The sequence below is a fragment of the Acinetobacter sp. AS167 genome (assembly GCF_037152175.1).
Lineage (GTDB): Bacteria > Pseudomonadota > Gammaproteobacteria > Pseudomonadales > Moraxellaceae > Acinetobacter.
Map to the genome: position 1 here is coordinate 322,352 of NZ_JBBCMP010000004.1, position 12,066 is coordinate 334,417.

Sequence of the window (12,066 nt, forward strand, 5' to 3'; positions counted from 1 at the left end):
TTACACTCCTACCGTTACAGATACAGGTTCAGCAAGTGAAACTGTTGGTGCTTGGCCGACTGGATAACCGATATAACCTGTTGGTAAATATTCAATTACATGCACAGGAAGACTAATCGTCGTTTCGCCTGCTTTAACTGTCAGTTGTTGACCATCTTGAACATTTAAACGTGCTGCATCTTGCTCGCCCACGGCAAAAGTCGCTTCTGGAATACGCGATTCCATCACCGGCGTTTTAATCGTAAATTCACCTGAAGCGAAAATATGATGCATTGGAACTAGACGGAAACTCTCTGGATTTGCCACAACCGCAGTTGGCGCCACATAGCTACGTGCAGGACGTTTTACTAAGCGATCAAATAAACGGACGCCTGAATCACCACCTTTAAGGTGACCACCCACTTCATCCTGGTATTTATTCCAAGCTTGTGGTGAGTTCCAACCCGGTGCCCATGCAAATGGAACCAATGACGATGCATTTTGCGGTCCAACATAACCTTCCATAGAGAATGTTAATGCGGAATCGACATCGACAGGTTGTTTCGGTTCATGTACGTTTAATGGTGCACGCATTGCAGTACGACCCGAATAACGACGTGGTTCACGAGCAATTTTCAAGCCATGAACACGGTAACCCGCATCAGGTGCAACATCTTGAATTGCTTCAAGAACTGGAACATTTTTGACCACAGACTCAATTACATCATCAAGCAATGTCCATGAGATCGCTTTACCTTTCACACCCGTTTCAATGGCATGTAACCAGCGCCAAGATTCTTTGATGGCATATTCTGGTTTGTAATAGCTTGGGTCATAAACTTGATAGAAGCGTTGCGCACGACCTTCTTGGCTGACCACTGTCCCATCGCCTTCTGCAAAGCTTGCAGCAGACAAGACGACATCAGCCGCTTTTACGGTTTCAGTTTCAGAGTGATCAAGCACAATCACGCTTTGCGCTTTGTCTAGAGCAGCCTGAACTTGTACAGCAGGTAAACGGCGGAACAAATCATTTTCAACGATAATGATTGACTCATAATCTTGAGCAAATGCTTGTTCTAAGCTTAAACCACCAAACAAAGCCATACCCATTGAGTTCACTTCTGGAACTGTCAAGGTTAAGCCGGCATTTCCACCTAGGTTTTGTGCAACTTGTGCAGCAGCTTCCATGATGGCAGCATCTTGTAAGCTCGTACCCGAGATGATTAATGGTTTTTTCGCAGCTTTTAACGTATCCGCAATGGTTTGTGCAAATATTTTAGCATCATCATCTAAACCAAGAATCGCATCACCGTTTACACCGGCAGCAATCGCAAAACCTAAACGTGCAATATCATTTGGAGAAGCAACAACTTCACCCTCAGCAATATCAGCTAAACGTGTTTGTGTTGCAGCCAAGATATAGATTGGAGAATTTGCATCCTGACCAATACGTTTTACCGGTTCAGCTAACCAATCTTGGGTACGGCGGTCTGCAGCCATTTGTTTGGCTTTATTTTTCGCAGCTTGGCGAACAGACAATGCCATACGTGGTGCAGTTTGTGTTAAGTCTTCACCCAAGATCAAGACTGCATCATAGCTTTCGATTTCACGCATACTCGGGTTGTAAACGCCCTCAGCTTGCATAATCGATGCAGCAAGTTCAACCAAGCTCTGTTCTTTTTGAGAAAGACCTGTTGAATAATTTTCTTGGCCAACCAACTCACGCAACGCGTAGTTTGATTCTAATGATGCACGTGGAGAACCAATACCCAAGACTTTTTTGCCTTGAACATTTTCAATCACTGAATCCAGTGCCACATCAACAGAAACAGTTTTAACTTCTGTTGCAGCACGGAATTGTGGCTGACGTGGACGATCTTCACGGTTCACATAACCCGTACCAAAACGACCTTTATCGCAAAGGAAATATTGGTTAACGTCACCATTGAAACGGTTTTCTACACGACGTAATTCGCCATAACGCTCACCCGGAGAGATGTTACAACCAGAAGAACAGCCTTGGCATACGCTAGGCGCATACTGCATGTCCCACTTACGGTTATAACGTGCCGAATGAGTTTTATCGGTAAATACACCTGTTGGGCACACTTCAGTCAAGTTACCAGAGAACTCAGACTCTAAAGTGCCTGATTCTGGACGACCGAAGTAGACACGTGATGCATTGGCATAAACACCAAAGTCTGTACCACCGGCATAATCGTTGTAGTAACGAACACAACGGTAACATGCGATACAACGGTTCATCTCATGTGCAATGAAAGAACCCAACTCTTGGTTGTGATGCGTACGTTTGGTAAAACGATAACGACGACGATCATGTTGCGTCATTACTGTCATATCTTGTAAATGACAGTGACCACCCTCTTCACAGACTGGACAGTCGTGTGGGTGGTTGGTCATTAAGAATTCCACAATCGATTCACGGAAATCTTTTGCTTCTTTGTCTTCAATCGAAATAAAGGTATTGTCAGATGCAGGAGTCATACATGACATTACTAAGCGACCACGAGTATCTTCTGGATTCGCATATTGAGTAACAGCACATTGACGGCAAGAACCGACAGAACCTAAAGCTGGATGCCAACAAAAATATGGGATGTCGATGCCAAGACTCAAACATGCTTGTAGCAAGTTTTCCGAGCCATTGACTTCATACGATTTTCCATCGACATGAATTGTAGCCATAGTCGAATTCCTTAAACTTGTTCTACGTGGCTGGCTTGGGCTACAGGACGATCTGTCACTTTAGCTTCAAACTCGCTACGGAAATATTTGAGTGCACCCATCAATGGTTCCATCGCACCTGGCGCGTGAGCACAGAATGTTTTACCAATCCACAATTTGCGAGTCAGTTCTTGAAGATGTTGAATGTCTTCCATCTTCCCTTCACCTTTCTCAATTGCGACAAGTGCTTTGACCGCCCAAGGTAAACCATCACGGCATGGCGTACAGAATCCACATGATTCACGTGCAAAGAATTCTTCTAAGTTACGCGTTGCAGAAACCATACACTGGGTTTCATCAACGACCATTAACAAACATGTACCTAGACGAGAACCAGCTTTCATAATGCTTTCTGAATCCATTGGAAGATCAATGTGTTCAGCAGCCAAGAAGTCAGTCGATGCCCCACCCGGTAACCATGCTTTCAGTTTAAGACCATCGCGCATACCGCCAGCATAGTCTTCAATCACTTCACGTGCAGTCGTACCAAACGGTAATTCCCAAAGACCAGGGAAAGTCACTTTACCTGATGCACCATAAATTTTAGTGCCTGGATCTTTAGATTTACCCGCAGACAAACCGATATACCACTCAGGCCCACGCAACATAATTGCTGGTAAGTTGTTATAGGTTTCTACGTTGTTTACGATAGTCGGACGGCCCCATGCACCTGCAACTTGTGGGAATGGCGGCTTAGTACGTGGGTTTGCACGACGACCTTCGAGTGAGTTAATCAATGCAGTTTCTTCACCACAGATATAACGACCCGCGCCGGTATGCACATGCAGGTCAAAATTCCAACCTGTGCCTAAGATGTTGTCACCCAAATAACCTTTAGCACGCACTTGTTCTAAAGCTTCATTTAAGTATTGTGCAGCTTCAATGTATTCACCGCGAATGAAGATATAACCCTGAGTCGCTTCTAGGGTATAACCTGCAATCAACATCCCTTCGATCAATTGATGTGGAAGTTTTTCCATCAATAAACGGTCTTTGAATGTTCCCGGTTCCATTTCATCGGCATTACAGATTAGGTAACGAGGACCACCATCATTGGGTGCCATCAATGACCATTTAATCCCTGCTGGGAAACCTGCACCACCACGACCTTTTACAGTCGCTGCTTTAATGACTTCAAGAACGTCTTTAGGTGGCATAGAAAGCGCTTTTTTAAAGCCTGCATAGCCTTCTAAAGCTTCATAGTCATCAGCACTACGAACAAATTCCTGTTTACTCAAACGCCATGTTAATGGGTGAGTTTCAGGGTTTCCTTCGCCATAAATTGGTCTTGGTTCGGTATTCATACATACTTCTCCAATAACTGTTTCACAGAAGTCACTTCAACCAAACCGTGTGTATCTTCATCGATCATCAGGGTTGGACCTTTGTCACAGTTCCCTAGACAGCAGATCGGCAATAAAGTAAAACGACCATCAGCTGTCGTTTGACCAAATTGGATACCCAGTTCACGTTGGAAAGCTTCTGCTAAAGTTTCCGCACCCATCAAGAAACATGCAATCGAATCACATAATAAAATTACGTGACGACCTACAGGCTGACGGTATATACGGTTATAGAATGTTGCAACACCTTCTAAATCCGCAGTTGTAATTGTCAATAATTGAGCAATTGCATGTAACTGCGCGTCATCCACCCAACCATTACGGCGCTGTACACACTTTAAAGCATCCAAAGACGCTGCGCGTGGGTATGGGTAGTGACCCATGTGATGTTCAATTTCATGGATTTCTTCGCTAGTCAGAATCCCTTCGACATTCACACGTGGCTTTTTATCAGTCAAAATCATCATAATGCGTTTACCCCTTAGCGATCCACGTCAGCCATAACGACGTCAATTGTCGCTAAATAAATGATCAAGTCAGATACAAGACTGCCGTTAATCACGGAAGGAATTTGCTGCAAGTGGGTAAAAGTAGGTGTACGAATACGTGTACGGTAACTCATCGTTGACTTATCTGAAGTCAAGTAATAGTTAGATGCACCTTTCACCACTTCTGCCATTACAGAGGCTTCACCAGCTGGCATTACAGGACCCCATGACACGCTCAAGAAATGCGTAATCAAAGTTTCAATATCTTGTAAAGTCTTATCTTTTGGTGGTGGAACTGCCAATGGATGATCCGCTTTATAAGGACCAGAAGGCATATTATCCAAACACTGTTTGACGATTTTTAATGACTCTTCGATTTCGCGATAGTGAACCATCACACGTGCGTAAGCATCGCCTTCATACTCTAACGGCACTTCAAAGTCGTAATTTTCATAACCACTGTATGGACGATATTTACGAACATCAAAATCAATACCTGTTGCGCGTAAACCTGTACCTGTTACACCCCAAGCCAATGCCGATTTAGCATCGTATTGCGCAACATTACGGGTACGCCCCACAAATACTGAGTTTTTCAGCGCAGCAGTATGATATTCCTTCAAACGTTTTGGCATCCATTCGAGAATTTCACGAATCAGTTTTTGCCAGTTGTTTGGAAGGTCATGTGCTGTCCCGCCAATACGGAACCATGCTGGGTGCATACGGAAACCTGTGATCGCTTCAATTGCGTCATAGATTTTTTGACGATCCGCAAACATATAGAATACTGGTGTCATACCACCAGCATCCTGAATCGCAGTACCGATATACAATAAATGGTTATTGATACGGAATAATTCAGACATCATGACACGGATACATTGTGCACGATCAGGAACGGTAATCCCTGCAAGTTGTTCAACACCCATGACATAAGGCATGTTTTGCGCACAACCACCTAAGTAGTCAACGCGGTCTGTATATGGAATAAATGAATGCCAAGTTTGACGTTCAGCCATCTTTTCCACACCACGGTGGTGATAGCCAATATCAGGCACACAATCTTTCACTTCTTCGCCATCAAGCTGCAAAATCACACGGAATGCACCATGCGCAGATGGATGGTTAGGACCTAAGTTCAAGAACATAAAGTCTTCATCCGCGTTACCGCGTGTTAGACCCCAATCTTCTGGAACGAAACGAAGATGTTCTTGTTCGAAATCTTGTTTAGCCTTGTCTTGCATATACGGTGTATATTCAGTCGCACGTGCAGAATATTCTTTACGCAGTGGATGACCTTCCCAATAGGTTGGCAACAAGATACGACGAAGCATTGGATGCCCTTCGAAATTGATCCCAAACATATCGTAAGCTTCACGCTCGTACCAATTGGCATTTGGCCAAATATTGGTCGCCGTTGGAACGTTAATATCGTTCTCACTCAACGCCACTTTGATACGAATATCACTATTACGTTCTAATGAAAGTAAGTGATAGAACACTGTGAAATCAGATGCAGGTAAACCATCACGGTTGTTACGCAAACGTTCATCGACCGCAGATAAGTCAAACAGCATCACATAAGGACGTGGTACTTTACGCAAGTACATTAGAACTTCTTGTACACGTGCGCGCTCAACCCAGACCGTCGGAAAATCTTCAAACGTCGGTTGCACGTAAAAGTTCTCGCCAAATTTGGCTTTGAGATCTTCTACAATTGCAAATGCTGGGCGGGAATCAACTGGAGTCGATTCTGGCATAGCAATTTCAGTTTCAGCCATTGGCTTGGCTTCCTATTTAATACAAATTCTGTCAAATTCCCTGATGACCATATCCATCAGATATGTCAAATATTCATCAGAAAAAATTACTCAATTTCATCCATAGAGCGTAAGTTTTTCACTGCAATACGTTCAGCGTTCTTACGGTCGCGTTCTGGCATCATCTTTGGCTTATACACTGGCTGAAGATCATCACCGATTACCGCAGAGAGCGGACGACGTTCTAATTGAATTTGGTCTTGCAATAACATCAAGGCTTGAATCAATGCTTCTGGACGTGGTGGGCAACCTGGAACGTACACGTCAACAGGAATGATTTTATCCACACCTTGTACAACAGAATAGATGTCGTACATACCACCAGAGTTTGCACAAGCACCCATTGAAATCACCCATTTAGGCTCAAGCATTTGTTCATACAAACGTTGAATTACAGGCGCCATTTTAACAAAGCAAGTCCCTGCAACAATCATCAAATCTGCCTGACGTGGCGAAGCACGAATAACCTCGGCACCAAAGCGTGACAAGTCATGCACACCGGTTAACGTGGTTGCATATTCAACGTAGCAGCAAGATGTACCAAAGTTAAAAGGCCATATTGAGTTTTTACGGCCCCAGTTTACAGCTGTGTGTACCACATCCTCTAAGCGAGTCATGAACACATTTTTATTCACTTCTTCTTCAAGTGGATCTGTCACAATTTGACGATCTTGAAGCGGATATTGTTCAGCTTCTGGATTCGCACGGGTTAAAGTATATTTCATTCCCGAGTTACTCCTTGTTCAGAGACATGGTCGGTGTTTTATCTTTCACACGACCAGAAGATTGAGCTGGAATAGTTCCTGTAGGATCCATCACCAACTCTTCAATTGAATTGAAGCGAGTAATTTCTGCAAGGTCCATATTTGGTGAACCAATTTTAGGTTTAATCCCTGCGATTTTACGTTTATCTGAAGGTGACCAGTTCAATGCACCTGTAGATAATTCATAAATCAAACCAACGAGTAAAACTAAAATAAATACAGCTGCAGCTGAAAACCCAACCCAACCTACTTCACGTACAGATGTCGCCCATGCATATAAATAGAGGGCTTCCAAATCGAATACAACAAAGAAGATTGCAACAAGGTAGAACTTCGCAGACAAGCGGATACGTGCACCACCAGCACTAACCACACCTGATTCAAATTGCTCTTGCTTCGCACGTCCCCATGATTTACCCCCAAGGAGCAAAGGAACGGTGAGCATAAAGACACATAAAAATGTCACGCCGATCACGAAGGCAATGATTGCCCAATCGTATGGAGTAATGGCACTCATGCGGGGATAACTCCTGGCAGGCCTATTATTTAACAAAGAATGTATGTATTGGCCTTGCAAATACACCAAACACAAAATAAATCTGGTCAATTGTACCCGATTGATGTCATCTGTTGCTAGTTAATAGCTCTAAGTCTTTCGGATGATTTTTTAGACAAAAACCATCTTTTTTCCTGATTCACAGCGATACAGCGCTGACTTATCGTTTTATCAAATTTCTATCCCTATTCTTATTAGTTTTTCCGAAGTTTATTTTTTAATCATGAATTAAAAATGACAAATCAGTAGCTTAATCCGATTCAGCCCAAGTAAAAGCCATGATTTATGCATGTATTTCTGCGATTTAATTGGCTAATTTCTACAAATATAAGGATTTACCATCTAAAATATTTTGTTACATTCTATGTGGTAAAATAGTCACATTAGATCAATCAAGTGATAAAAATTATCTTATTGTGATAATTTTTAAATATTACAAAGTTATTTATAATTTTTTATACTTTACTATTATCAAAACCAACTTATTTCAATGAAATAACCCGCCTTAAACCATCCAACGCCAAATGCCCAATGCCTACTTTTGACCTACCTTGTGCCCTCTTATGATTTTCTGATTTGAATTTTCAAAACAGTCAGCACTGTCGATCATGTCATTTTTCGCATATACAACAAACCCAAGTTTTCCAAAACTAAAGCCATTTGAAAGGTGAATAACTTATCGTCGCTTAAATCAGTAAATTGTATATTTAGCACCCAATTACAGAAAAAGGTGTTCGTTGTCGCAAACTTAGACGAATTGTCTACAGAGCCTATACACATTGAACCACTTTTATGTATATGCTATTCAATATGAACAACTTTAAATCAAAAATTTAGGGGTAAAACAAGATGGAATTCAGCAGCAAGCCAAACTATTTTTTATTTGCACAATTACTGATTCGTCATATTGAAAATTATGTCAAAAAACACGTTGATGCACAAAATGCCATTTTTGATCTAAGAGATGTGTATGAGCTGTTCCGCCAAGATCTTGCCGCAACCACAACAAATCTAGAAGGGATTTTAAATATCGCGGATGAATATCGTATTGACACCATTCAAGGTGATCAAAAAATCATTAGCAGTTATAAAATTGACGCTGAACAAAACAGCTTATTGATTGATTTTAATCATGATGCATTACAAGCATTGCGAGACAGCAAGCCAATCATTGCGCCTGATGCAACGCTTCAACAATAGGATCTAGACTGAGCAACAGCCAGACATAAAAAACCACCGAAAATTTTCGGTGGTTTTTTTATTGAGTTTAACAATAGATTTTTTTATATAGTCAGCCTATCAAAAAACTCAAGCACTAGAATAGAATTTCTATTAATTAATATTTTCTAAATAAATCAATTACATAAAAAATTTTTTAATTATAAAAAAGCTTGCAATACCTCATATTACATTCAAAGTTTAAATACCTTTGCGTAGGGGATGCCAAACCTTACGTCACAAACAAAGCAGTGCTTTGTTTTTGCTCATAAGCAAGGGGTTCGTCCTATACCCCCGTATTCCTCAGCACAAGGAGAGACATCCATGTCGCCACACGATAGAACAACCATCTATGATTCAAAAGTACAGCAAACCAATTGATAACCAATAGTTTCTAAAAGTATATACAAAAACATAAGCTTCATTTCTGATCAATCAGCCGATAAAAATCACTGGTATAAATAATTAGGTGGTTTAACTATAAATCAAAAATAATTATAGAAAATTAAATCATATTGAAAGCCCCATCCCTTCCTCTGAATAAAGGAAAGGATGAAAGTAGTTTTATCTTAAATGATGGCTTTAAAGATGACTGATAAAATAAATCGAATGAATCTTAATCATATATTTTAATGGCACGATTTAACGTCTAAACTTTTTTCTTTTTAAAGCGCTCTACCGGCCAAGACATGGTAAATCTTGCACCACCCAAATCTGAGCTTTGATCGACTTCAATCGTCCCACCAAACCAATACGCAATACGACTCACAATTGAAAGTCCTAAACCATAACCACCTGAAGCACGGGTACGGCTATCATCTAAACGTGCAAATGCCTCAAATACACGTTTACGGTCTTCCTCTGGAATCCCAGGGCCATCATCTTCCACACAGACATAAGCCATACTAGTCTGGTGATTAACACCACCACTAATATTGACCTGATGATCACAATAACGTATCGCATTCCCCACCAAGTTTTGTACAACTCGATGTAAATAACGACGTTCTGCATCGACAATCACATCAGATGAAAGTGGGTTGAGGTGGATAATCTTTTGGGTTTTTAATGCTTCTGTTTCTACTGCAACCTGCTTTAATACATCAATCAATACAATTTTTTCAAAATCTAAAGAAGGTGTACCTTGCTCTAATTTCGCATAAGTCATGATTTCATCAATCAGTGTATTTAACGCTTCGATGTCTTTATCAATCATCTCGACCTGTTGCAAACGATACTCATGGTCATCTTCGTCTGCCAGCATTTCCATACCAAAACGGATTCGCGCTACAGGTGTACGTAACTCATGCGATACAGCACGCATTAACTCACGCTGTGCTTCAATCAAACGCTGTATATGATCAGACATGCTGTTATAACTGGTGGCCAGACTTGCCATCTCGTCATAACCTTCAACAGGTACACGTTGCGACATATCCCCTGTTCTCATCACATCCAAGGCTTCATTCACCTGTTTCAACTTGCGTTGCATTGGCACAATCAAGCCATACACCCCCAAACACAGCAAGAACATACTCAACAATGTTATTCCAGCAGCCAATTTAACAGGCATCCAGTTAAACATTGGAACAGGTCCCAGCACCAAGACATCTGTAGGCGAATTTGGCAATGGAGAAACAATCGAAATGGTTGTACCACGTACAGTTGCACTGTCACGCCATAAAATTACACTTTGATCTGATCTTAAACGTCCAATTTGCTCTGAATCGAGATTGAGTTGAGAAATCTTTTCAACACCTACATGATAGGAAAAATGTTGTTGAATTTTTTTAAGATATTCTTGTTCTTGACCGGGATAATAAACCAAATAATCCAGAATGAACACAGGAAGCGCCTTCATTTGGCGTTCGCCGATTTGGTCGACTTTGATATATAAATAATGCTTTGGATCGTTTCTGATCCCTAAAACTAGATAAGCAATCCCTTGTTCTGCATCATAACGCACCACCGCTTTTTGATTTTCTATGCGTTTTTCTTCAGTACGAGATAAATCAACCTTTCTTGCTTCGAGATAATAAATGGGAAGCTCTAACAAATCAGAAGCATCTGAAATCCAATCTAGACGCTGCTGCTCAGTTTGCTGACGTGCCACACCCTCACTAATCACAAATGAAATTCCATCTGTGAGAGACTCACGATATTCCTGCGCACGTTGATAATTAATTATTTGGACAAGTAAATATCCAAACAAGGCAACCAACACAACAAGAATGACTAATCCTGCATAGATGCGCAAAAATATACTGTGTTTAGACACGCAAACTAACCTTCTTTATGCTTGTCCGGTGATGGACAAGCATCTTGGATGACCGACCCATCGTTTATAGACCAGTCTCTTTAACAAACAAATAACCTTTACTACGTACAGTTTTAATACGTTTCGGGTTTTCAGGATCATCACCAATTTTTGGACGAATACGTGAAATACGTACGTCAATCGAACGGTCTTGACCATCATATTCAATACCACGGAGACGTTCAAAGATGTCTTCACGCGATAAGATACGGCCTGCATTGGATGCCAACAACCAAAGTAAATCATACTCAGCACTGGTGAAGTCAACCAACTCACCATTGAGTGTCACTGAACGACCGCCATTGTCGATCACAAGATCGTCAAATTCAATACGTTGTGCAACTTCATCTTCAGGCGCTTTATCTGTACGACGTAATAGCGCACGGATACGCGCAAGCAGTACACGCGGTTGAACAGGTTTTGCAACGTAGTCATCTGCACCCATTTCTAGACCAAGAACTTGGTCCATATCTTCGGTACGTGCAGTCAACATCAAAATCGGTTGATGATAATGTGGACGAACTTCACGACAAACGGTTAAACCATCTGCACCCGGCAACATCACATCCAATACAACCAAGTCTGGTTGTTCAGCAATAATGCGGCGAATCGCACGGTTACCATCTGGTTCTACCCCAACTTCTAATCCATTACGAATTAAGTATTCCTGAGTTAAGCGAGCTAGGCGCTCGTCATCTTCAACAATCAGAATCTTTGGTAACTTTTCTTCTTGGCTCATCTATTTGCCCCTATATTTGATTTTGGAGTCTGCTACAAAGCTCGCAGATTCAACACACTATGTTTTGCAATATACACACGTTTACAATGTAAACAAG

Annotated in this window: 9 protein-coding genes; 1 reads left to right on the forward strand and 8 read right to left on the reverse strand. The window is 41.5% G+C overall.

Translation table 11 applies throughout. The features are described 5' to 3' along the window. From nuoG to WFN33_RS10230, 6 genes are all read right to left on the reverse strand, one after another. Positions 1 to 2,685 carry an NADH-quinone oxidoreductase subunit NuoG gene (nuoG, locus tag WFN33_RS10205; protein ID WP_336952952.1) on the reverse strand — a complete coding sequence of 895 codons (2,685 nt, stop codon included), beginning with the start codon at positions 2,683 to 2,685 and terminating at the stop codon, positions 1 to 3. An 11-nt stretch (positions 2,686 to 2,696) separates the two neighbouring features. Further along, positions 2,697 to 4,028 (reverse strand): NADH-quinone oxidoreductase subunit NuoF, encoded by a 1,332-nt coding sequence (gene nuoF / locus WFN33_RS10210; protein WP_004722838.1) that lies wholly within the window; start codon positions 4,026 to 4,028, stop codon positions 2,697 to 2,699. Continuing rightward, positions 4,025 to 4,534: an NADH-quinone oxidoreductase subunit NuoE gene (nuoE, locus tag WFN33_RS10215; RefSeq protein WP_004722839.1), complete on the reverse strand. Its 510-nt coding sequence runs from the start codon at positions 4,532 to 4,534 to the stop codon at positions 4,025 to 4,027. Before nuoE ends, nuoF begins: the two co-directional genes overlap by 4 nt. A 14-nt stretch (positions 4,535 to 4,548) precedes the next feature. After that, on the reverse strand, positions 4,549 to 6,336 hold the full coding sequence (gene nuoC / locus WFN33_RS10220; protein ID WP_336952953.1) for an NADH-quinone oxidoreductase subunit C/D: 1,788 nt from the start codon (positions 6,334 to 6,336) through the stop codon (positions 4,549 to 4,551). A gap of 86 nt (positions 6,337 to 6,422) precedes the next feature. After that, a complete protein-coding gene (locus tag WFN33_RS10225) occupies positions 6,423 to 7,100 on the reverse strand; it encodes a NuoB/complex I 20 kDa subunit family protein (RefSeq protein WP_004722842.1) in 678 nt (225 codons plus the stop codon). A gap of 7 nt (positions 7,101 to 7,107) precedes the next feature. Next, positions 7,108 to 7,656, reverse strand: coding sequence for an NADH-quinone oxidoreductase subunit A (locus tag WFN33_RS10230; protein ID WP_004722844.1), 549 nt, complete (start codon positions 7,654 to 7,656; stop codon positions 7,108 to 7,110). Positions 7,657 to 8,544: 888 nt separating this feature from the next. On the opposite strand from WFN33_RS10230, the gene WFN33_RS10235 reads away from it, so the two are divergent. Beyond that, positions 8,545 to 8,895: a hypothetical protein gene (locus tag WFN33_RS10235; RefSeq protein WP_336952954.1), complete on the forward strand. Its 351-nt coding sequence runs from the start codon at positions 8,545 to 8,547 to the stop codon at positions 8,893 to 8,895. Positions 8,896 to 9,562: 667 nt separating this feature from the next. On the opposite strand, the gene bfmS is transcribed toward WFN33_RS10235, so the two are convergent. Together bfmS and bfmR are read right to left on the reverse strand one after the other, a co-directional pair. After that, positions 9,563 to 11,191, reverse strand: coding sequence for a sensor histidine kinase BfmS (gene bfmS / locus WFN33_RS10240; protein ID WP_336952955.1), 1,629 nt, complete (start codon positions 11,189 to 11,191; stop codon positions 9,563 to 9,565). Between the two features lie 64 nt (positions 11,192 to 11,255). Further along, positions 11,256 to 11,969, reverse strand: a complete 714-nt coding sequence (gene bfmR / locus WFN33_RS10245; RefSeq protein WP_004722855.1) for a response regulator transcription factor BfmR — start codon at positions 11,967 to 11,969, stop codon at positions 11,256 to 11,258. Positions 11,970 to 12,066: the final 97 nt, after the last annotated feature.

What these genes read in the sequence shown, in the direction of transcription:
- nuoG (WP_336952952.1), bottom strand. Translation starts at nt 2,685, where the DNA reads ATGGCTACAATTCATGTCGATGGAAAATCGTATGAAGTCAATGGCTCG.
- nuoF (WP_004722838.1), bottom strand. Translation starts at nt 4,028, where the DNA reads ATGAATACCGAACCAAGACCAATTTATGGCGAAGGAAACCCTGAAACT.
- nuoE (WP_004722839.1), bottom strand. Translation starts at nt 4,534, where the DNA reads ATGATGATTTTGACTGATAAAAAGCCACGTGTGAATGTCGAAGGGATT.
- nuoC (WP_336952953.1), bottom strand. Translation starts at nt 6,336, where the DNA reads ATGGCTGAAACTGAAATTGCTATGCCAGAATCGACTCCAGTTGATTCC.
- WFN33_RS10225 (WP_004722842.1), bottom strand. Translation starts at nt 7,100, where the DNA reads ATGAAATATACTTTAACCCGTGCGAATCCAGAAGCTGAACAATATCCG.
- WFN33_RS10230 (WP_004722844.1), bottom strand. Translation starts at nt 7,656, where the DNA reads ATGAGTGCCATTACTCCATACGATTGGGCAATCATTGCCTTCGTGATC.
- WFN33_RS10235 (WP_336952954.1), top strand. Translation starts at nt 8,545, where the DNA reads ATGGAATTCAGCAGCAAGCCAAACTATTTTTTATTTGCACAATTACTG.
- bfmR (WP_004722855.1), bottom strand. Translation starts at nt 11,969, where the DNA reads ATGAGCCAAGAAGAAAAGTTACCAAAGATTCTGATTGTTGAAGATGAC.